The sequence below is a fragment of the Streptomyces sp. NPDC006339 genome (genome assembly GCF_040612775.1).
GTDB lineage: Bacteria > Actinomycetota > Actinomycetes > Streptomycetales > Streptomycetaceae > Streptomyces.
Map to the genome: position 1 here is coordinate 49,804 of NZ_JBEXQW010000012.1, position 21,330 is coordinate 71,133.

Consider the following 21,330-nt stretch of genomic DNA (forward strand, 5'->3'; position numbering starts at 1 on the left):
GCCGTCGTCGGAACACCCGGCACGTTATCCCGGTCACCCCGGGCGCGGGAAGAGCCAATATGTGAGACTGACGCCGTGCGCGAAGAAGGAAAAATCCGGGTATTCCTGCTGGACGACCACGAAGTCGTCCGGCGCGGCGTCCACGAGCTGCTCTCCGTGGAGGACGACATCGAGGTGGTCGGCGAGGCCGGCACGGCGGCGGACGCCCTGGTCAGGATCCCGGCGACGCGTCCCGACGTGGCCGTGCTCGACGTGCGGCTGCCGGACGGCAGCGGCGTCGAGGTGTGCCGCGAGGTCCGCTCGCAGGACGACGCGATCAAGTGCCTGATGCTCACCTCCTACGCGGACGACGAGGCCCTCTTCGACGCGATCATGGCCGGTGCGTCCGGTTATGTCCTCAAGGCCATCCGGGGCAACGAGCTGCTGAACGCCGTCCGGGACGTCGCGGCCGGCCGGTCGCTGCTCGACCCGGTGGCCACCGCCCGGGTCCTGGAGCGGCTGCGCGACGGCAACGGCCCGAAGGGCGACGACCGGCTCGCCCACCTCACCGAGCAGGAGCGCAGGATCCTCGACCTGATCGGCGAGGGCCTGACCAACCGGGCCATCGGCGAGCGGCTCCATCTCGCCGAGAAGACCATCAAGAACTACGTCTCCAGCCTGCTGTCGAAGCTGGGCATGGAGCGGCGCTCCCAGGCCGCCGCCTTCGTGGCGAGAATGCAGGCGGAACGCCACTGACCCGGCGCGGGCCGCGGCGAGCGGCCCTCATGCGGGACCCATTCGGGACCTATGTCCCTGCCGGCCGGGGCGGGGGCCCCTTTTCGGGCCGGTGCCGGTGGCGAAGGGTGGAATCCATGTCCACCGAGGAGATCCGCGCCATCGAACTCTTGAACCGGGTGTCGTACGGGCGGGTGGCCACCAGCATGCGGGCGATGCCGTTCGTCGCCCCCGCCCGCCACGTCGTGGCCGACGGAGGCGTCCTGCTCCGGCTCCACCGGGGGCTCGGCTACCACCGGGCCTGCGACGGCGGCGTCGTCGCGTACGGGGCGGACAACCTGACCTCCGGTGCCGAGAGCCTGTGGTCCGTCCAGGTCACCGGCACCGCCGTGATCGTCGAGCCGACGCGGGAGCAGCTCGCCGCCTTCGGCCCGGCACCCCGGTCCGTGGACGGCCGCCCGTTCGAGCCGGTCTACATGCGCGTCGAGCCCCGGTTCGTCACCGTGCACACCTTCGACCACGCCACCGGCGAGCACGCCGCGCACGGGCCCGCCGGGGGCGGGAACGCCTCGGGTGAGCGCGCCGCCGACCGGGCCCGGGAGGCACACTCCTGGGAGCGACACCTCCACCACGTAGCGTGATCTAACATCTGGCGAGTGCCGCGCTCATCTGTACCGCTCGCTCCCGCTCCCCGCGTCGCGCCCTGCCTCGCCCTCCCCGCCGCCCGGCCGGCCGAGGCCGCCGTCGTGCCGCGCCCCGCGCCGCCCGCGGTGCCTCCCGTGGGCGCCCTGCTGCGGCGTTACGCCGACGCGGGCGAGCCGCTGTCCTGCCAGCCGGTCGCCCAGGGCCTGCTCAACCGCGGCTACCGGCTCGCGACCACCCGCGGCGCCTACTTCCTCAAGCAGCACCTGGACGCCCGCACCGCCGACCGGGACACCATCGCCCGCCAGCACCGGGCCACCCAGCGCCTGCACGCCCTCGGCCTGCCCGTCGCCCCGCCGCTGCCCGACTCCGCCGGCCGCACGGTCGCCGTCATCGGCGGCCACTGCTACGCCCTGCACCCCTGGATCGACGGCCGGCACCGCGACGGCGCCCAGCTCACCCGGGCCGGCTGCCGGCGCCTGGGCGCCCTCCTCGGGCACGTCCACACCTGCCTGGAGCGGGTCATGGAGCCCGCGCCGCCCGGCCCGCCGTGGCCCGCCACCACCCGGCCCGCCGGCCGGGGCCCGGGCCGGCCCACCGACGGGGACGCCGGCCAGGACACCGGCCACGAGAGCGCGCGCCCCGAGGACACCTTCCGGCTCATCGACGAACTGCTCCGGCTGGTCCGGGCCCGCCGGCCCCGCGACGGCTTCGACGAGCTCGCCGAGCACCGGCTGCGGGAGCGCCGGGTGCTGCTCGCCGCCCACGCCCACCGGCGGCCGCCGGCCGCCGCGGCGACCGGGTGGGTGCACGGCGACTTCCACCCCTTCAACCTGCTCTACCGGGGCGCCGAGCCGGCCGCGATCGTCGACTGGGACCGCCTCGGGGTCCGCCCCCGCGCCGAGGAGGCCGTCCGGGCCGCCGCCATCTTCTTCGTACGGCCGGCCGGTGAGCTGGCCCTCGACAAGGTGCGGGCGTACGCGCGCGCCTACCGGCGGGCGGCGGGGGCGGACCGCGCCGAGCTGGCCGCGGCGGTCGACCGGGTGTGGTGGGAGCGCCTCAACGACTTCTGGACCCTGCGCTGGCGCTACCAGTTGCACGACCGCAGGGCCGATCCGCAGTTCCCCGCGGTGTCGGCCCTGGCGGTGTGGTGGACCCGTGAGTACGAGGCGGTGCGCGACGCGTTCACGGGCTGAGGGTCAGCCGGTGCCGTTGCCGCTGCCGGTCCCCGTGCCGCTGCCCGTGGTGGTGCCGGTGCTGGTGCCCGTCGACGTCCCGGTGGACGTGCCCGTGGTGGTGCCGGTGCTGGTGCCCGTCGAGGTCCCGGTGGACGTGCCCGTCGAACCGCCGTCGCTCGAACCCTCCGTGGAACCCTCCGTCGAGCCCTCGGTGGAGCCTTCCGTGGAGCCCTCGGTCGAACCCTCGGTGGAACCCTCGGTGCCGGTGCCGCCGTCGGTCGTGCCCGTCGGGTCGGTCGACGGCGTCGGCTCGGTCGACGGCCGGTACGGCGGCCGGGTCTTCGGCGGGTAGGTCTGCTGGTTGCCGCCGCCGGTCGACGAGTCCGGGCTGCCGGTCTCCTGCGAGGGCTCCTCGGACGGGGTCGGGGTCTCCTTCGTCGTGGACGGGGAGTCGGTGACCGCCGGCGGCTTGGTGTTGCCGCCGTCGCCCTTCTGGCCGGCCTTGTCGAGCGCGTACACCACGCCCGCGACCATCGCGACCAGCGCGAGCGCCACGAACAGCAGCATCTTGCCGCGGCCGCCCTTGTGGCCGCCCGCGCCCTGCGGGCCGTAGCCGCCGTCCTGCCCGTAGCCGCCGTAGCCGCCGTCGTCCGGGTTCACCGGCGGCAGGATCGGGCCCTGGGAGGTGTCGTGGTGCATCGGGTGGCCCATGACGGCCGTCGCCGCCGCGCCGCCGGGCGGCGTGTGGAAGCCGTCGTGGGCCTCCACCGGCCCGGTGTTCCACATGCCGGTGTGGCCGCCCTGCTCCTGGAGCATCTGCAGCCCGTACTGGACCAGGCCGCGCATCTCCTCGGCGCTCTGGAACCGGTCGTCCGGGTCCTTCGCGAGGGATCGCATGACCAGGCCGTCGAGCTCCGGCGGCGCCCCCTGGGCGACGTCGGACGGCGGGACGGGGGTGTCCTGGACGTGCTGGTAGACCACGGACAGCGGGGTCTCCCCGGTGAAGGGGGGCCGCAGGGCCAGGAGTTCGTAGAGCAGACAGCCCGTCGCGTACAGGTCGGAGCGGTGGTCGACGGCCTTGCCGAGCGCCTGTTCGGGGGAGAGGTACTGCGGCGTGCCCATGACCATGCCGGTCTGGGTCATCGTCGACTGCGCGCCGTGCAGGGCGCGCGCGATGCCGAAGTCCATGACCTTGACGGCGCCGGAGTGCGTGATGATCACGTTCGCCGGCTTGATGTCCCGGTGCACGATGCCGTGCTGGTGGGAGTAGGCGAGCGCCTCCAGGACGCCGGAGACGATGATGAGCGCCTGCTCGGGACCGGGCGCCTCGGCGCTGATCAGCAGGTCGCGGATGGTGCGGCCCTCGACCAGCTCCATGACGATGTACGGCACGGACTGGCCGTTCACCAGGTCCTCGCCCGAGTCGTAGACGGCCACGATCGCGTGGTGGTTGAGGCCGGCGACCGACTGCGCCTCGCGCGTGAAGCGGGCCTTGGAGACCGGGTCCTCGGCGAGATCGGCGCGCAGCAGTTTCACGGCGACCGTGCGCCCCAGGCGCACGTCCTCGGCCGCGAACACCTCGGCCATGCCGCCGCGGCCCAGACGGTGGGTCAGCCGGTAACGGCCGTCGCCGACGACTCCGCCGACGCCCCACGACTCGGCGGAAGCGTCCGGCACACCGCCACCTGCTCCGGATTCGGGTGCCATCAGTCCTCGCCGTCGTCTCTCGTGCCGTCTCCAGTCGTCACGCTACAGGCTCCGTACGACATCACGGTCCGCGTCACCGTCCGTGAGGGACCGGCCGTGCGGCGCCCGGCACATACGCCTGTGCAAATCCGATGCCGTTCCTGTCACGGTTCGGGGACACGATCTGCGCGGAGGGTCACGGATCGGGCACCGAACCGGTGCCCGGCTTGACGTGTCACTGCCCTCGGGCAGACTTGGCCAGGAAATTCCGGATCAGCGCCGCCACGCGCGCGTAGGGGGAAGCACGAGATGAGCCAGGACGGCGCACAGGGCCGCTATGCGGGCGGTTCGGTCGCGAACGGCCGCTACCAGCTTCGCGACCTTCTCGGCGAGGGCGGCATGGCGTCGGTGTACCTGGCGTACGACAGCGCGCTCGACCGCCAGGTCGCCATCAAGACGCTGCACACCGAACTCGGTCGCGAACAGTCCTTCCGCGAACGGTTCCGGCGCGAGGCGCAGGCTGTTGCGAAGTTGTCGCACACGAACATCGTCTCGGTCTTCGACACCGGCGAGGACACCCTCGACGGCGCCGTCATGCCGTACATCGTCATGGAGTACGTGGAGGGCCAGCCGCTCGGCTCGGTGCTCGCCGCGGACATCCAGAGCCTCGGCGCGATGCCGGCCGACAAGGCGCTGAAGGTCACCGCCGACGTGCTCGCCGCCCTGGAGACCAGCCACGAGATGGGCCTGGTCCACCGGGACATCAAGCCGGGCAACGTGATGATGACCAAGCGCGGCGTGGTCAAGGTCATGGACTTCGGCATCGCCCGCGCCATGCAGTCCGGTGTCACCTCGATGACCCAGACCGGCATGGTCGTCGGCACCCCGCAGTACCTGTCGCCCGAGCAGGCCCTCGGCCGCGCCGTGGACGCCCGCTCCGACCTGTACTCGGTCGGCATCATGCTCTTCCAGTTGCTGACGGGGCGTCTGCCGTTCGACGCGGACTCGCCGCTCGCCATCGCGTACGCGCACGTCCAGGAGGAGCCGCCGCTGCCGTCCTCCGTGAACCGCTCGGTCACGCCCGCGATGGACGCCCTGGTGGCCCGCGCCCTGAAGAAGAACCCCAACGAGCGTTTCCCCAGCGCCGCCGCCATGCGCGACGAGTGCCTGCGGGTGCTCTCCGCCGGCCAGACCGGTGCGCCGATGATCGTCGCGGGCGGTCCGGTGAACAGCGGCTCGGGCGTCGGCTCGGCGGTCTTCCCGCCGGTCGGCCAGACCCCCCCGCCGTCCGCGCACGGCCTCCAGACGCCGTACCAGCCGACCCCGCAGCCCGGCCCGTACGGCGCGCCGACCCCGGCGCCCTCGTACGGCTACCCGCAGCAGGTGCCGACCCCGCCCCCCTCGCCCGTCTACCAGACCCCCGCCCCGATGCCCACGCCCGGCCCGTACACGGTGCCGCAGCAGCAGGCCGCACCGGTCGTCGCGGGCGGTGGCGGCGGCTCGTCCGCGAACCGGACGAACAAGATCCTCATCGGGGCGGTCGGCCTGCTCGCCGTGATCGGCGTGATCGTGGCCGTGTCGCTCATGAACAAGACCCCGGAGGGCGGCGACACGGCGGGCGGCGACCCGACCACGACCACCGTGCCCGGCCACAAGGGTCCGGACCTCACCAAGGTCATCGAGACCAAGAAGTGCACGGAGCCGCAGGAGTCGAGCAAGGACCCGAACAAGTTCGTGGTCCCGAACTTCACGTACAAGAACATCAAGTCCGTGAAGGAGTGCCTCCAGAAGGCCGGCTGGAAGGTCGCGGCCGAGTCGTCGATCGACGAGGCCACCTACGGCCAGGGCACGGTCATCACCCAGTACCCGCGCCAGGGCACGGACATCTCCCCCGAGGACGCCGAGTTCACCTTCCAGGTGTCCACGGGCAACCCGCCGCAGCAGTAGCGTCCCCCGGACGACCCGTCCGGGTCGTCCGGGATGCCGGGCCCGTCCCCTCATGTGACGCTGAGTCGAACGACTCGGCGGCTCGGTACGGGAGGGGGTCACCCGGTGACTCCAGGACCACGTTCTCACCCGCTCACGCGCGCGCGGGGGCCCGCGGCGGTGGCCGTGGCCGCGCTCGCCTCGGTGGCGTTCGGGACGCCCGCCTGCGCGGCGGGGGTACACGGACCGGCCGCGTACGGGACGGCCGGGCACGCCTCGGTCGCGTACGGGGCGGGGGCGCACGGGCCGGTCGCGTACGGGCCCGAGGGGGCGCCCGCGGCCACGAGGAGCGCCGGCGCACCGCGGCCGACGACCGCCGTGCGGCGCCCCTTCGCACCGCCCCCCGCCACCACCGCTCCGCGCCCCGGCCCGGCCGCCTCCCGTCCGGCCACGGCGTCCGCGACCCGCTCCCCCGCGCCTCCGGCGCCCGCGCCGCACGCCCCCGCCGCGTCGGCGTCCCCACCCTCCTCGCCGCCGTCCTCGTCCTCCTCCGCGTCCCCCGGCGCCTCCTCCGCCGCGCCCGGGCCGTCGGGGCCGGCGGGGCCGTCCGGCTCGGCCCCGGCGCCCGCGCCCAGCGGCTCGGCCTCGCTCGCGGGGCGGCCGGCGGGGGAGGGCCGGGAGCGTCCCGGCAGGCCGCCCGACGCCCCCGCCTCGCCGTCCGTGACGAGCCCGCAGGACCCCGCTCGTATCAAAACGGCAACAGAGGAGGAGCCCGCGACGGAGCCGGAGGAGGTGGTCGAAGCGGTACCGGAGACGGACGCCCCGGCCGCCGAGACCTCGCCCGCGGGTGTGCCCGAGGCGGCCCCACGGGGTGGCCACGGAGCCGCCGTGGACCTCTCCGACCGGCGGATTCCCGTGCTCACGCTGGGCGTGGGACTCGCTCTGGTCGGTCTCGGCATCGGCTTCCTCGGGGTGCGGATGCGGCGCCGCTGAGCGCCGCGCGCCGCGCCAGGTCCCCCTTGAGTCGGACCTCCGGGGTCCGACTCAGGACGCTTGTCGGCGGCGACTTACTCGGTATACATACTCGGTATGTCCATCCGCCACGGCCTTCTGGCCCTCCTCGAACGCGGCCCGCGCTACGGCTCGCAGCTCCGTACGGAGTTCGAGTCCCGCACCGGCTCCACCTGGCCGCTCAACGTGGGGCAGGTCTACACGACGCTCAGCCGCCTCGAACGCGACGGCATGGTCGTCCAGGACGGCGAGGACGAGGCCGGCCACGCGCTCTACGCGATCACCGACCGGGGTCGCGCGGAGCTGCGGAGCTGGTTCGAGAACCCCGTCGACCGCACCAGTCCGGCCCGCGACGAGCTGGCCATCAAGCTGGCCATGGCCGTCGGGGCGTCCGGGGTCGACATCCGTGACGTCATCCAGTCCCAGCGCCGGCACACCGTGAAGGCGATGCAGGACTACACCCGGCTCAAGGCGCAGGCGATCACCGCCGTCGAGAAGAGCGGGGCCCGGGAGCGCGACGAGGTCGCCTGGCTGCTCGTCCTGGAGCAGTTGATCTTCCAGACCGAGGCGGAGGCGCGCTGGCTCGACCACTGCGAGTCCCGTCTGATCCGGCTCTCGGCGACCGCCGCGACCGCCGTGACCGCCGCAGCCGCGGAGGGCACGGAGCTCGCGGAGGCCACGGAGGCCACGGCGCCACCGCCCGTGACGTCCGCCCGGCGGACGCGGCGCTGACGCCGACGTCCCGCCTTCCATCACCCACCAGACCCATACCGTACGCACGGCGCCGCCCACGGCCGTCCGGGGCGCGGCCGTGTCGACACACGGCCGTCCGACCCGCCATCCGTCCGACCCACCGGTCGTCCGACACACCGGCCATCCGGCCCACGTCGTTCGGACACCAGGCCGTTCGGAACCCGGCCGTTCGGACACCCGGCCGTCACCCGACCGTTCGCCGGCGTACGCCCGAGGGGGAACCATGTCCACACAGCAGCAGCCCGTGCTGCGTCTGCAGAACCTGACCCGTGTCCACGGCTCGGGCGCCACCGAGGTCCACGCCCTGCGCGGCATCGACCTCGACGTCCACCCCGGCGAACTCGTCGCCGTCATGGGCCCGTCCGGCTCCGGCAAGTCGACCCTGCTCACCATCGCCGGCGGTCTCGACACCCCCACCTCCGGCCGGGTCGTCGTCGAGGGCACCGACATCACCACCGCGGGCCGCAAGGAACTCGCTGCCCTGCGCCGCCGCAGCATCGGCTACGTCTTCCAGGACTACAACCTCATCCCGGCCCTCACCGCCGCCGAGAACGTGGCCCTGCCGCGCGAACTGGACGGCGTCTCCGCCCGCAAGGCCCGCACCGAGGCCCTCGCCGCCCTCGCCGAGATGGACCTCGGCCACCTCGCCGACCGGTTCCCCGACGAGATGTCCGGCGGCCAGCAGCAGCGCGTGGCCATCGCCCGCGCCCTCGTCGGCGACCGCCGGCTCGTCCTCGCCGACGAGCCCACCGGCGCCCTCGACTCCGAGACCGGCGAGTCCGTGCTCGCCCTGCTGCGCTCCCGCTGCGACGCCGGCGCCGCCGGCATCCTGGTCACCCACGAGCCGCGGTTCGCCGCCTGGGCCGACCGCGTCGTGTTCCTGCGGGACGGCGCCGTCGTCGACCAGACCGTACGCAGCGACGCCGACTCGCTCCTGACCGGCCGGGCGGCCCAGCGGTGACGGCCTGGTTCCACTCCTGGCGGGCCGCGGTCCGCATCGCCCGTCGTGACGCCTGGCGCTCCAAGGGCCGCAGCTTCCTCGTCCTCGCCATGATCGCCCTGCCGATCCTCGGTGTGAGCGCCTTCGACCTGACCTTCCGCAGCTCCGAACTCACCGCCGCGCAGCAGCTCGAGCGCACCATAGGCGCCGCCGACGCCCGTCTCATCGACGCGCACGTCGGCGGAGCACCCCTGCTCCAGGACCCCAAGGGCGAGCAGTACGTACCGGCCGCGGGCCTCGACTCCCCGGACAAGCCCTGGCCCGAGGGCGACACCGACGTCACCAAGGCCGTCCCGGCCGGCTCGACGGTGCTCACCGACAGCACCGGCAGCGCCAAGCTGACCACCGCGCACGGCCTGCTCCGGGCCGACGTCCGTGAACTGAAGGCCGCCGACTCCGTCGCCCGGGGCATCATGCGGCTGCGCGAGGGCCGCTTCCCCGAGAAGAACGACGAGATCGCGGCGACCACCCGGTTCCTGGAGAGCAGCGGCCTGTCGATCGGCTCGACCGTCACCGCCCGCGGCTTCGACCGCACCTATGTGATCAGCGGCGAGTACGAGCTGCCCAGCGACCTCACCGCGGAGCAGGTCAACGCCCTGCCCGGCGCCTTCCTCGCGCCGTACGCCAAGGCCGTCGAGAAGGCCGGGATGCAGAAGCCCGACGTCTCCCTCTCGTATCTGGTGAAGAAGCCCGGTGGTTTCACGTGGAACACGGTCCAGGCGATCAACGCCAAGGGCGTCGTGGTCACCTCCCGTGCCGTCATCCTCGACCCGCCCGCCGATTCCGAGGTGCCGCTCTTCCAGAAGGAGGGCTGGGGCTCCTACGAGACCAGCGGGGCCGCCGACGCCGCCGCGCTCGCCGCCGTGGGCACGGTGGTCGGCCTGGCGATGCTGGAGATCTGCCTGCTCGCCGGCCCCGCCTTCGCCGTCGGCGCCCGCCGCTCCCGCCGCCAGTTGGGTCTGGTCGGCGCCAACGGCGGTGACCGCAGCCACATCCGGGCCATCGTGCTGAGCGGCGGCCTCGTCATCGGCGCCGCCGCGGCCGTGGTCGGCACGGTCCTCGCGCTGATCCTGACCTTCGCCCTCCGGCCGCTCCTCGAGGAGTACATGGGCCGGCGGTTCGGCGGCTTCACCGTCCGTCCGGCGGAACTGCTCGCCATCGCCGCGATCGCCGTCCTCACCGGCCTGCTCGCCGCGATCGTGCCGGCCGTCACCGCCTCCCGGCAGACCGTCCTCGCCTCGCTCACCGGCCGCCGCGGGGTCCGCCGCAGCAGCCGCGTGCTGCCCCTGGTCGGCCTCGGCGCCGTCCTGCTGGGCGGCGTCATCGCCCTGTACGGCTCGGTCGTCAGCGACCAGTTCGTCATCGTCGCGGGCGGCTCCGCGATCGCCGAGCTGGGCGTGGTCGCCATGACCCCCGCCCTGGTCGGGCTCTTCGGCCGCACCGGCCGCTGGCTGCCGCTCTCGCCGCGCCTCGCCCTGCGCGACGCCGTGCGCAACCGGGGGCGTACGGCACCCGCCGTCGCCGCCGTCCTGGCCGCCGTCGCCGGCACCGTCGCCGTCTCCACGTACGCCGTGAGCCGGGACGCCCAGGACCGGGCCGGCTACGAGGCCAGCCTGCCCTACGGCGCCGTCGCCGTCCTCGCCCCCGAGGAGGGCGGCCGGGACGCCGCACCGGCCCGCGAGGCCGTACAGCGCACCCTGCCCGTCGACCTGCGCGCCGACGTCTCCCGGATCGCCGTCGGCAAGGCGAGCTGCGCGCCCTGGGGCGAAGGAGCCGGCTGCGGACGCTCGGACATCGTCATCCCGCCGGCCAACGAGTGCCCCCTGTGGGCCCCCACCCCCGACGGCTCCGACCCCTCCGAGAAGTTCACCAAGGAGCAGCGGCGCGCCCTCGCCAAGGACTGGCGCTGCCAGTCCGACCCGAGCAGCGGCTTCCTTCCGCTCCCGGACGGCATCCTCGTCGCCGACGCCTCGCTGCTCACCGTCCTCGGCGTCGACGACCCCGGCGCCGCCCGGGCCCTCGCCGACGGGAAGTACGTGAGCTTCTCCCGCACCCAGGTCGACAGGACGGGCAAGGTCGGCGTGAAGCTGATCACCGACGTGGACGCCGCGAACAAGGCCGCCGAGCAGCGCAAGCCGGTGCCCGGCGAGGTGAAGTCCTTCACCGCCTATCAGGTACGGGACGTCACGCGCAGCTACGGTGTACGGGGCGTGATCAGCCCCGCGACGGCCAAGGCGGCCGGGCTCACCACGGCCCCCCTCGGCGCGTTCTACACCACCGATCACCTGCCCAGCACCGAGCAGCGGCAGAAGCTCGACTCCGAGATCGCCAAGCTCGGCGGCACCGTCAACCTGACCATCGAGGAGGGGTTCGTCAGCGACAACAGCATCGTGCTGCTGACCCTCACCCTCTTCGCCGGCCTGGTCACCATCGGCGCGGCAGGCATCGCCACCGGTCTCGCCCAGGCCGACGCCGAGGCCGACCTCAAGACCCTCGCCGCGGTCGGTGCCCCGCCCCGGGTCCGCCGCACCCTGAGCGGCTTCCAGTGCGGTGTGGTCGCGGCGATGGGCGTGGTCCTCGGCTCGGCGGCCGGTGTCCTGCCGGCGATCGGGCTGCGGCTCACCGAGGAGCGCGAGCAGATCCGCTTCTACCAGGAGGCCCTCGACAACGGCTGGGGCGGCAACGAGAACCCGCCGTACGTGCCGATCGTCGTCCCCTGGGAGACGCTGGGCGCCCTCCTCGTGGCCGTGCCCCTCGGCGCCGCCCTGCTGGCGGCCCTGGTGACCCGCTCGCGCGGGGCCCTGGCCCGCCGCGCCGCGCACTGACCCGTACCGGCTCTTCCTGACCGTACGGAGCGGTTCGTTGCCGTGCTGTGCCCCTGGACGAGGGTGGATCACCCTCGTCCAGGGGCACACCGTCTGGGAAAGCACGCGTGCGAGAGAATGGCGGCATGGAGATGCCGAGGAATGACAGGTCGCAGGAGAGCCCCCAGGTCCTCATCGTGGGCCAGGACGGGATGGCGCTCGGCGGCACTCAGGGTGACGACGAATCCCGCGAGGTCCCGGTGACGGAAATGGTCGAGCAGCCTGCGAAGGTCATGCGCATCGGCAGCATGATCAAGCAGCTTCTGGAGGAGGTCAGGGCGGCACCTCTCGACGAGGCCAGCCGCGTACGGCTCAAGGAGATCCACGCCAGCTCGGTGAAGGAGCTGGAGGACGGGCTCGCCCCGGAGCTGGTGGAGGAACTGGAGCGGCTCTCCCTGCCGTTCACCGACGAGGCCATTCCCTCCGAGGCGGAACTGCGCATCGCGCAGGCCCAGTTGGTGGGCTGGCTCGAGGGCCTCTTCCACGGCATCCAGACGGCGCTGTTCGCCCAGCAGATGGCGGCCCGTGCCCAGTTGGAGCAGATGCGCCGCGCCCTGCCGCCGGGCGTCGCCTCTCACGACGATGACGACGACCAGGGCCCCGGCCGCGGCCGCGCGGTCGGCTCGGGGCCGTATCTGTAGACCGGGAGACCGGTGGGGCGAAGGCCCGGCACCCGCGGCGGCTGTGGCTGCCGCGGGCGCCGGGCCTTCGTCGTGCTCGGGGGCGTGGGGGGGGACGGGGCCGCGCCCGGGTCAGCGGGGCTGGTCGTGTACGGCGGCCGGGTCAGCGGGGCTGGTCGTGGTGCGGTGCCTGGGGCGCCAGGAGCAGCACCTTGCCGACGTGGCCGCTCGCTTCGACGGCCCGGTGGGCCTCGACGGCGTCCGTCATCGCCACCGTGCGGTCCACGACCGGCTTGACCGTGCCCGCGCCGATCAGCGGCCACACGTGCTCGCGGACCGCGGCGACCACCGCCGCCTTCTCGTTCAGCGGGCGCGAGCGCAGCGTGGTGGCGAGCACGGCGGCCCGCTTGGCCATCAGGGCACCCAGGTTCAACTCGCCCTTGACGCCGCCCTGGAGGCCGATCACGACCAGACGGCCGCTGACGGCGAGGGCCTTGATGTTCCGGTCCAGGTACTTGGCGCCGACGATGTCGAGGATGACGTCCGCCCCGGCCCCGTCCGTCGCCTTGTGGAGCTCCTCGACGAAGTCCTGTTCGCGGTAGTCGATGAGGATGTCGGCGCCCAGCTCGGCGCAGCGGGCCAGCTTCTCGGGCCCGCCGGCCGTGACCGCCACCCGCGCGCCGACCGCCTTGGCCAACTGGATCGCCATGGTGCCGATGCCGCTCCCGCCGCCGTGCACGAGCAGCGTCTCGCCCGGCCGCAGGTGCGCCAGCATGAAGACGTTGGACCACACCGTGCAGGCCACCTCGGGCAGCGCCGCGGCCGTCACCAGGTCGACGCCCTCCGGCCGGGGCAGCAACTGGCCCACCGGGACGGCGACCTTCTGCGCGTAACCGCCGCCGACCAGCAGCGCGCACACCTCGTCGCCGACGGACCAGCCCGAGACGCCCGGGCCGAGCGCGACGATCCGGCCCGAACACTCCAGGCCGGGGTACGGGGAGCTGCCCGGCGGCGGGTCGTAGAAGCCCTGGCGCTGGAGCAGATCGGCACGGTTGACGGCGCTCGCCACCACCTCGACGAGAACCTCGCCCTCGGCGGGGACGGGGTCGGGCACCTCGGCCCAGACCAGCGCCTCGGGCCCGCCGGGTTCGGGAATCGTGATCGCATGCATGTCGGCGAGGCTACTCCGGTGCCGGGTGCCGCGGGCGTGCCTCCGGGCCGTGCCTAGTCGTGCGTGGGCGTGGTGAGCGGGGCGACGGGCGCGGCGCGGACGATGGTGATCACCCGGTCGGTCAACTGGAGCGGACTGGCGGCCGGATCGTCGTAACTGAGCAGGCGGTGGCCGCGCAGCACGCTCACCACCAGGTCGTCGGTCTCCCGCACGCTGCGGCCCGCCTCGGCCTTGGTCACCGGGCGTTCGACGAGGTCGAGGCCGGAGCCCTGCTGGATGAGGTCCTCCATCACCGTGCCCGCGCTCGGGCTGAGCACCGAGAGGCCGAGCAGCCGGCCGGCCGCGCTGGCGCTGGTGATCACGGCGTCGGCGCCGGACTGCTTCAGCAGCGGCGCGTTCTCCTCCTCGCGGACCGCGGCGACGATCTTCGCGCCGCGGTTGAGCTGGCGGGCCGTCAGGGTGACGAGGACGGCGGTGTCGTCGCGCTGGGTGGCGATGACGATCTGACGGGCCTTCTGGACCTCGGCCCGCAGCAGCACATCGCTGCGGGTCGCGTCACCGATGACACCGACGAAGCCGTCGGAGTTGGCCGCCTCGATCACCTTGCTGGAGGGATCGACGATGACGATCTGGTCCTTGCGCAGCCCGGTCGCGCACAGCGTCTGGATCGCCGAGCGCCCCTTGGTTCCGAAGCCGACGATGACGGTGTGGTCGCGCAAGGTGGACCTCCAGCGGTTGAGTCGGAATTCCTCCCGGGTGCGCTCCGTGAGGACCTCGAGGGTGGTGCCGACCAGGATGATCAGGAACAGGACGCGCAGCGGGGTGATCAGCAGGACGTTCACCAGCCGGGCCGAGTCGCTGTGCGGGACGATGTCGCCGTAGCCGGTGGTGGAGAGGGTGACGGTCGCGTAGTAGACGCAGTCCAGGAAGTCGAGCGTCTCGTTGGCGTTGTCGTGGTAGCCGTCCCGGTCCACGTAGACGAGGAGGACGGTCGCGACCATCACGCCCAGGGCCATCAGCAGGCGTTTGGCCACCTGGCGCAGCGGGTTCTCGACGACCCGCCCCGGCAGCCGGACCCGGGAGGCCGTCACCTTCTCGTCCGCCTGCCGGGCCATCACGTCACGGCTGGGCAGTTTCACGTGAAACACACTCCTTCGTCCTCGCCCTGGTCGACCGGGCCGGCCTGGTGCATCCGGTGCGCCGGACGCACCTGGTCCGCGGGTCCGGCCGGACCTACGGGGTCGGCGTGGGGCGCCGGGTCGGTCCGAGGCGGCTGCCGCGCCGGGGGCTCCTGCTCGGCGGTGGCCGGCCAGGGAAGGCCGAGGACGTCCAGCGACCGGCCGAGCCGAGCGCCCCCGGGCGGGACCACGGCCATGCCGTCGGCGACGGCGATGCCGCGGAGCATCGCCGGTCCGTTGTAGTGCAGCGGCACCGCCTCGTCTCCGCGCCGGACGACGGGGACGAGCCGGGTGTCGTGCGGATGCCCCTGGATCTCCTCGCGCACCACCACGCGGTACGGGACGGGGGCCGCCCCTCCGCCGAGGGTGCGCAGCAGCGGCTCGGCGAGCGTGAGCAGCCCGGAGACGGCGGCCAGGGGGTTGCCGGGCAGCCCGACGAGATGCCGTGGGCGGCGGGGCGGGGCCGTCTGGGTGTCGGGGGTGGTGGGGGTGTGGGGGGCGCTGGGAGCGCCGGGGGTGCTCGGGGTGCTGGGGGGAGCGCCGGGGGTGCTCGGGGCGTCGGGGGCGTCGAATTCGGCGAGGAGCATGGGGTGGCCGGGGCGGACCTTCACCCCGTCCACGAGCAGCCGGGCGCCCGCCTTGGCGAGCACCGGATGCACGTGGTCGACCGGCCCGGCGGCCGTACCGCCGGTGGTGACGACCACATCGGCGGCGGAACCGGTGACGGCCGCGTACAGCGCCTCCGCGTCGTCCCCGATCCGGCGGGTCCCGAGGACCTCGGCGCCGAGCGCCCGCAACCAGGGGCCGAGCAGGGGGCCGAGGGCGTCACGGATCAGGCCCTCGTGCGGGAGCCCCGAGGCCAGCAGTTCGTCGCCGAGGACGAGCACCTCCACCCGAGGACACGGGTGCACGGTCAGCTCGTCGTATCCGGCCGCGGCGGCGAGCCCGAGCACGGCGGGCGTGACGGTGCTCCCGGCGGGCAGCAGTCGGTCGCCGGAGCGGCACTCCTGGCCGCGGGGCCGGATGTCCTGCCCGGGGACGACCTCCCGCCGGGCGTGCAGCCGGCCGGCGGGGTCGGCGTGGGCGTGCTCGCTGCGGATGACGGCGGTCGCCCCGGACGGCACCCGGGCGCCGGTGGCGATGCGTACGGCGTCGCCGTCGGCGAGCTCGGAGGCGGCGACGTGGCCGGCGAGGACGGCTCCGTCGGGGTCGATCCGCCAGGGGCCGGGGCCGGCGACGGCCCAGCCGTCCATGGCGGAGGTGTCGAAGGAGGGCAGGTCGGTGAGGGCGTGCAGCGGTTCGGCCAGCACCCGGCCGAGCGCCCGCGCGAGCGGGACCGGCTCGGGTGGCCGGGCGGCCGCGGCCGTGGCCCCGGCCCGCGCGGCGACGGCCCGGGCCTCGGGCCAGGGAGTGGCACGGTGGGGTTCGTGGGACGCGCGGCCGCCACCGCTCCGGCCGACGAGGGCGAGGGCGTCGTCCACGCCGTCGTCGGGTACGGGCTCCTGCCTGGTCATCCGGCCTCGTCCTGCTCGGCGGCCCAGCGCTGGGCGAGCGCGGCGGCCTTGGCGGCGGCCTCCGCGACGGCCTCGGCACCGCCGTCCGTCCCGGCCGCCTTCGCCGCCGCGTACCCGACCAGGAACGTGGTCAGCGGCGCCGCGGGCCGCGCGACACCGTGCGCGGCGTCCCGGGCCAGATCGAGCAGCAGGGCGGTGTCGACGTCCAGGTCGATGCCCAGTTCGTCCTTGACTGCGGTGATCCATTCATCCAACACGTTCCCATGCTCCCTGATCCGCGACCGGGCCGTGGCGATGTCCTCCCAGGTGTCGCAGTCGAACGACACGTCGACATCCCCCACCGCGGCCACCGGAACGAGCCGCAGCCCCGCCGTCACCGTCCGCAGCGGAGCCCCCTCCACCCCGCCCCGCTCCCCGACGAGCCGCCCGACCTCCCGCCACAGCGCCCCGACCCGATACGCGGCGACCAACGGCTGCTCCCGCCCTCCGGAGTCCACGCTGACGGCCCCCTCGGCCTCGGGCACCGCCACCAACGCCTCCACGAGCCGCCGCGCGGCCCTGTCGTCGAAGAACGGCAGGTCGGCGGAGAGCACGAGCACGATGTCCCCGGCGGCGTCGGGGTGGGCGGAGTCCCGGGCCGGGCCAGAGTGTGCGACGTTCCCGACGGCGCCGCGCCGGGCGACATCCCGGGCCGCGTCGGCGTGGGTCGAGGCTCGGGCCTCGCCGGGGCGGACCACGCCCCCGGCCGCGTCAGGATCGGTGGAAGCCCCGGCCTCGCCGGGGCGAGCGCCGTCCCCCGCCTCGCCCGGGTGGGCGGTGGCCGCGGCCGGCGGCTCGGCGAGGTGGCGCAGGCCCGCCGCGAGCGCGGCGACGGGGCCGCCGCCGGGTGGGGACTCGCGGGTCCACTCGACGGGGCGGGCGGTGGGTCGGGGATCGGCGACGACGACGGTGCGGCGGGCGTCGCGGCAGCCCGCGAGGACCCGGTCGAGCAGGGGGCGGCCCCCGACCCGTACCGCGGGCTTGTCCGCTCCGCCGAGGCGCCGGGCGGCGCCGCCGGCGAGCACGAGGGCGTCGTACGCGGTCGTCATCCCAGCAGTATGGTCCGTCGCCGCCCCGGGGAACGCAGCCGGGCGGCCCGTCTCACGGAGGGAGACGGCCGCCCGACGGACCGAACGTGTCCGGGACCCGGCGTGGGGTTGGGTCCCGGACGAGACCGCCGGGTGCCGCCGGGGCCCCGTGCCCCGGCCGGCGTACGCCCCGGCGGAGTTCCGCCGACCCGTCGGCGCCGACGGCGCCGCGGGCGGCTCAGAGGGTGCGCAGCAGCACCGCCGGGTTCTCGACGCAGTCCGCGACGTAGCGCAGGAAGCCGCCGGCCGTCCCGCCGTCGCAGACCCGGTGGTCGAAGGTGAGCGACAACTGGACCACCTGACGCACGGCCAGTTCGCCCTGGTGGACCCACGGCTTGGGGACGATGCGGCCGACGCCGAGCATGGCCGCCTCGGGGTGGTTGATGATCGGCGTGGAGCCGTCGACCCCGAACACCCCGTAGTTGTTCAGCGTGAACGTGCCGCCCGTGAGGTCCGCCGGCGTCAGCGTGCCCTGCCGCGCCGACTCCGTGAGCCGGGCGAACTCGGCGGTCAGCGACTCGGCGGTGCGGCCGCCCGCGTCCTTGACCACGGGTACGACGAGACCGCGGTCGGTCTGCGCGGCGAACCCGAGGTGCACGGAGGGGAGCCGGACGATCTCCCGCGCGGCCGTGTCGACCGTGGAGTTGAGCTCCGGGAAGCGGGCCAGGGCGTGGGTGCAGATCCGGGCGAGCAGGGCGAGGACGGAGATCTTCGGTCCGCCCGCCGCGTTCATCGCCGCTCGCGCGGCCATGAGTTCGGTCGCGTCGGCGTCGACCCAGCAGGTTGCGTCGGGGATCTCGGTGCGGCTGCGGGACAGCTTGTCGGCGACGGCGCCGCGCACCCCGCGCAGCGGTACCCGCTCCCCCGCGGTGGCCGTCGCGGCCACGGCGACGGGAGCCGGCGCGGCGGCCGGCCGCTCCCGCTCGGCGAGGGCCGCCTCCACGTCGGCGCGCAGGATCAGTCCGTCCGGTCCCGAGCCGCGGACCTGCCGCAGGTCGAGCCCCTTGTCGCGGGCGAGCTTGCGGACCAGCGGCGAGATGACGGGCACGGGCCCCGTCGGGGCGTCCTGCACGGCGGGAGCGGGCGCGGGCGCGGGGACGGTGGGAGCCGCGGCGGCCGGTACGACGGCCGGTGACGCGCTGCGTACCCGGCGGCGCCGGGCGGCTGGCCCGGCGGTGCCGTATCCGACGAGCACGTTGCCCGAGTACTCCGAGGACTCGGCTGCCTCGGCGTCGGAGCGCTGCCCCGCGGCGGACGCGGTGGAGGCGGGGGAGGCGGCGGCGGACGCGCCGTCGCCGTCCTGGGCGCCGCCGACGGCGACCGTCAGGAGCGGCGCGCCGACGGGCAGTTCCGTGCCCTCGTCGCCGAAGCGGGCGGTGACCACGCCGCCGTAGGGGCAGGGCACCTCCACCATCGCCTTGGCCGTCTCGACCTCGACGACCGGCTGGTCGATGGCGACGACGTCGCCGACGTCGACGAGCCAGCGCACGATCTCGGCCTCGGTGAGCCCCTCGCCGAGGTCGGGCAGCTTGAATTCGAGCACCTGGGCCATCAGCTTCCCGCCTCCCACTGGAGGCGCGCGACCGCGTCGAGGACCCGGTCCACGCCCGGCAGGTGGTGCCGTTCCAGCATGGGCGGCGGGTACGGGATGTCGAAGCCCGCGACCCGCAGCACCGGCGCCTCCAGGTGGTGGAAGCAGCGCTCGGTGACCCGGGCGGCGATCTCGCCGCCGGGCCCGCCGAAGCCGGCCGACTCGTGCACGACGACGGCCCGGCCGGTGCGCTTCACGGACGCGCAGACGGTCTCGTCGTCGAAGGGCACGAGCGAGCGCAGGTCGACGACCTCCAGGTCCCAGCCCTCGGCCTGGGCGGCCTCGGCGGCCTCCATGCAGACCGGCAGGGAGGGGCCGTAGGTGATGAGGGTGGCGCTGGTACCGCGGCGGCGCACGACCGCCTTGCCGATCGGCTCGACGGCGGCCGGCGCCTCGGGTGACCAGTCGGCCTTGGACCAGTAGAGCCGCTTGGGCTCCAGGAAGACGACGGGGTCGTCGGAGGCGATTGCGGCGCGCAGCAGCCCGTAGGCGTCCTCGACGGTGGCCGGGGTGACGACGTGCAGGCCGGGCGTCGCCATGTAGTACGCCTCGGAGGAGTCGCTGTGGTGCTCGACGCCGCCGATGCCGCCGCCGTACGGCACGCGGACCGTGATCGGCATGGGCATCGTGCCGCGGGTGCGGTTGCGCATCCGCGACACATGGCTGATGAGCTGCTCGAACGCCGGGTAGGCGAAGGCGTCGAACTGCATCTCGACGACCGGCCGCAGCCCGTACATGGCCATGCCGACGGCCGTGCCGAGGATGCCCGCCTCGGCCAGCGGCGTGTCGGTGCAGCGGTCCTCGCCGAATTCCTTGGCGAGGCCGTCGGTGACCCGGAAGACGCCGCCGAGGGTGCCGACGTCCTCGCCCATCACATGGACGGTGGGGTCCTCGGCCATCGCGTCGCGCATGGCCCGCTGGAGGGCCTGCGCCATGGTGGCGGGCTTGGCGGCGGCCTTGGTGGCCGGCCGCGCGGTGGCGTGGGTGGTCATCCCGCCTCGCTCTCGGCGTCGAGCTCGGCCCGCAGTTGTGCCGCCTGGTCCCGCAGTTGCGCGGTCTTCTCGGCGTACACGTGGGCGAACAGGTCCATCGGGTCGAGCACGGGGTCGGCGTTCATCCGCTCGCGCAGGCGCGCCGCCATCGTCTCGGCCTCCTCGGCGGCCTCGCGGCGGCCGTCCTCGTCGAGCAGCCCGCGCTCGGTCAGCTCCCGCTCCAGGATCAGGATGGGGTCGTGCGCCCGCCAAGCCTCGACCTCCGCCTCGACCCGGTAGCGGGTGGCGTCGTCGGCGTTGGTGTGGGCGTCGATGCGGTAGGTGACGGCCTCGACGAGGGTGGGTCCGCCGCCGCGCCGGGCGCGGGCCACGGCCTCGGTGAGCACCTGGTGGACGGCGACCGCGTCGTTGCCGTCGACGAGCCGGCCGGGCATCCCGTATCCGACGGCCTTGTGGGCCAGGGAGGGGGCGGCGGTCTGCTTGGCGATCGGCACGGAGATCGCGAAGCCGTTGTTCTGCACGAGGAAGACCACGGGGGCCTGCCACACGGCGGCGAAGTTCAGCGCCTCGTGGAAGTCGCCCTCGCTGGTGCCGCCGTCGCCGACCATGGCGAGCGCGACGACGTCGTCGCCCTTGAGGCGGGCGGCGTGGGCGAGGCCCACGGCGTGCGGGAGCTGGGTGGCGAGCGGGGTGCTCAGGGGCGCGATGCGGTGCTCGTGCGGGTCGTAGCCGGTGTGCCAGTCGCCGCGCAGCAGGGTCAGGGCCTGCACGGGATCGAGGCCGCGGGCGACGGCCGCGAGGGTGTCGCGGTAGGAGGGGAAGAGCCAGTCCCGCTCCTCCAGGGCCAGTGCGGCCGCGACCTCGCTGGCCTCCTGCCCGGTCGTGGAGGGGTAGACGGCGAGCCGGCCCTGCTTGGTGAGGGCGGTCGCCTGCGCGTTGTACCGACGGCCCCGGACGAGCTCCCGGTAGAGCCGGCGCAGCAGCTCGGGGTCGGCGTCGGCCACCGCGTCCGTGCCGAGCACGCGCAGCGGCTCGGCGTCCGGCAGCAGCGGGGCCGGGTCCGTGCGCGGCCGCCATGCCGGGGGCGGGGTGGGCCGGTAGGCACCGGGGGGCTCTTGGACTGTCGAACTGCGCTGTTGCAACGAGTCCACCTCCTCGTGGGAGCGGGCATAACACCCGAAGGCGGGTGGCGCGGAATGTGGCGCGCCTCACCTACCGATTGTTCGGTCGTGGAGGCATTTTGGCTACAGGCACCTCCAGCCTGTGGACAAACGGTTCTCCACAGCTTGGGATGGGTGCAGGTCGTCCACAGGAGAGAGGCGGGGGGACATGGCGGATGAACAAATGGCCGACGTCGACGAGC

18 protein-coding genes are annotated in these 21,330 nt (G+C 74.4%); 9 read left to right on the forward strand and 9 right to left on the reverse strand.

Translation table 11 applies throughout. From position 1 onward, the window contains the following. Window positions 1–75 precede the first annotated feature (75 nt). The 3 genes from ABZ135_RS12075 (at window position 76) to ABZ135_RS12085 (ending at window position 2,552) form a co-directional block, all read left to right on the forward strand. A complete protein-coding gene (locus ABZ135_RS12075; protein WP_356694526.1) occupies window positions 76–735 on the forward strand; it encodes a response regulator transcription factor in 660 nt (219 codons plus the stop codon). A 116-nt stretch (window positions 736–851) separates the two neighbouring features. Beyond that, complete coding sequence (locus tag ABZ135_RS12080; RefSeq protein ID WP_356694528.1) at window positions 852–1,355, forward strand: pyridoxamine 5'-phosphate oxidase family protein; 504 nt, start codon at window positions 852–854, stop codon at window positions 1,353–1,355. Between the two features lie 105 nt (window positions 1,356–1,460). After that, the gene (locus ABZ135_RS12085) at window positions 1,461–2,552 is read left to right on the forward strand and encodes a phosphotransferase (protein ID WP_356694772.1); all 1,092 of its coding nucleotides are present in this window, start codon (window positions 1,461–1,463) and stop codon (window positions 2,550–2,552) included. 3 nt (window positions 2,553–2,555) lie between these two features. Here the strand turns inward: ABZ135_RS12085 and ABZ135_RS12090 are convergent, their stop codons facing one another. Then, window positions 2,556–4,241 (reverse strand): protein kinase, encoded by a 1,686-nt coding sequence (locus ABZ135_RS12090; protein ID WP_356694530.1) that lies wholly within the window; start codon window positions 4,239–4,241, stop codon window positions 2,556–2,558. A gap of 288 nt (window positions 4,242–4,529) precedes the next feature. On the opposite strand from ABZ135_RS12090, the gene ABZ135_RS12095 reads away from it, so the two are divergent. Further along, window positions 4,530–6,167, forward strand: a complete 1,638-nt coding sequence (locus ABZ135_RS12095) for a protein kinase (protein WP_356694532.1) — start codon at window positions 4,530–4,532, stop codon at window positions 6,165–6,167. 125 nt (window positions 6,168–6,292) lie between these two features. Here the strand turns inward: ABZ135_RS12095 and ABZ135_RS12100 are convergent, their stop codons facing one another. Continuing rightward, window positions 6,293–6,898, reverse strand: coding sequence for a hypothetical protein (locus ABZ135_RS12100; protein ID WP_356694534.1), 606 nt, complete (start codon window positions 6,896–6,898; stop codon window positions 6,293–6,295). A gap of 40 nt (window positions 6,899–6,938) precedes the next feature. On the opposite strand from ABZ135_RS12100, the gene ABZ135_RS12105 reads away from it, so the two are divergent. From ABZ135_RS12105 to ABZ135_RS12125, 5 genes are all read left to right on the forward strand, one after another. After that, window positions 6,939–7,139 (forward strand): hypothetical protein, encoded by a 201-nt coding sequence (locus ABZ135_RS12105; RefSeq protein ID WP_356694536.1) that lies wholly within the window; start codon window positions 6,939–6,941, stop codon window positions 7,137–7,139. A gap of 96 nt (window positions 7,140–7,235) precedes the next feature. Further along, window positions 7,236–7,889: a PadR family transcriptional regulator gene (locus ABZ135_RS12110; RefSeq protein WP_356694538.1), complete on the forward strand. Its 654-nt coding sequence runs from the start codon at window positions 7,236–7,238 to the stop codon at window positions 7,887–7,889. A gap of 244 nt (window positions 7,890–8,133) precedes the next feature. Further along, window positions 8,134–8,871, forward strand: a complete 738-nt coding sequence (locus ABZ135_RS12115) for an ABC transporter ATP-binding protein (RefSeq protein ID WP_356694540.1) — start codon at window positions 8,134–8,136, stop codon at window positions 8,869–8,871. Then, window positions 8,868–11,735 carry an ABC transporter permease gene (locus ABZ135_RS12120; RefSeq protein ID WP_356694542.1) on the forward strand — a complete coding sequence of 956 codons (2,868 nt, stop codon included), beginning with the start codon at window positions 8,868–8,870 and terminating at the stop codon, window positions 11,733–11,735. The genes ABZ135_RS12115 and ABZ135_RS12120 overlap by 4 nt, the downstream gene beginning before the upstream one ends. 125 nt (window positions 11,736–11,860) lie before the next feature. Continuing rightward, entirely contained in the window at window positions 11,861–12,415 is a 555-nt protein-coding gene (locus ABZ135_RS12125; RefSeq protein WP_356694544.1) for a bacterial proteasome activator family protein, read from the forward strand. Window positions 12,416–12,557: 142 nt separating this feature from the next. Here the strand turns inward: ABZ135_RS12125 and ABZ135_RS12130 are convergent, their stop codons facing one another. From ABZ135_RS12130 to pdhA, 7 genes are all read right to left on the reverse strand, one after another. After that, complete coding sequence (locus ABZ135_RS12130; RefSeq protein WP_356694546.1) at window positions 12,558–13,565, reverse strand: NAD(P)H-quinone oxidoreductase; 1,008 nt, start codon at window positions 13,563–13,565, stop codon at window positions 12,558–12,560. A 53-nt stretch (window positions 13,566–13,618) separates the two neighbouring features. Continuing rightward, on the reverse strand, window positions 13,619–14,704 hold the full coding sequence (locus tag ABZ135_RS12135) for a potassium channel family protein (RefSeq protein ID WP_356694547.1): 1,086 nt from the start codon (window positions 14,702–14,704) through the stop codon (window positions 13,619–13,621). Further along, entirely contained in the window at window positions 14,701–16,257 is a 1,557-nt protein-coding gene (locus ABZ135_RS12140; RefSeq protein ID WP_356694549.1) for a molybdopterin molybdotransferase MoeA, read from the reverse strand. Before ABZ135_RS12140 ends, ABZ135_RS12135 begins: the two co-directional genes overlap by 4 nt. Then, complete coding sequence (locus tag ABZ135_RS12145; protein WP_356694551.1) at window positions 16,254–17,345, reverse strand: DUF6457 domain-containing protein; 1,092 nt, start codon at window positions 17,343–17,345, stop codon at window positions 16,254–16,256. Before ABZ135_RS12145 ends, ABZ135_RS12140 begins: the two co-directional genes overlap by 4 nt. Before the next feature lie 217 nt (window positions 17,346–17,562). Further along, window positions 17,563–18,936, reverse strand: a complete 1,374-nt coding sequence (locus tag ABZ135_RS12150; RefSeq protein ID WP_356694553.1) for a dihydrolipoamide acetyltransferase family protein — start codon at window positions 18,934–18,936, stop codon at window positions 17,563–17,565. Continuing rightward, complete coding sequence (locus tag ABZ135_RS12155; protein WP_356694555.1) at window positions 18,936–19,967, reverse strand: alpha-ketoacid dehydrogenase subunit beta; 1,032 nt, start codon at window positions 19,965–19,967, stop codon at window positions 18,936–18,938. Before ABZ135_RS12155 ends, ABZ135_RS12150 begins: the two co-directional genes overlap by 1 nt. Then, the gene (gene pdhA, locus ABZ135_RS12160) at window positions 19,964–21,118 is read right to left on the reverse strand and encodes a pyruvate dehydrogenase (acetyl-transferring) E1 component subunit alpha (protein ID WP_356694557.1); all 1,155 of its coding nucleotides are present in this window, start codon (window positions 21,116–21,118) and stop codon (window positions 19,964–19,966) included. Before pdhA ends, ABZ135_RS12155 begins: the two co-directional genes overlap by 4 nt. Between the last annotated feature and the right edge of the window lie 212 nt (window positions 21,119–21,330).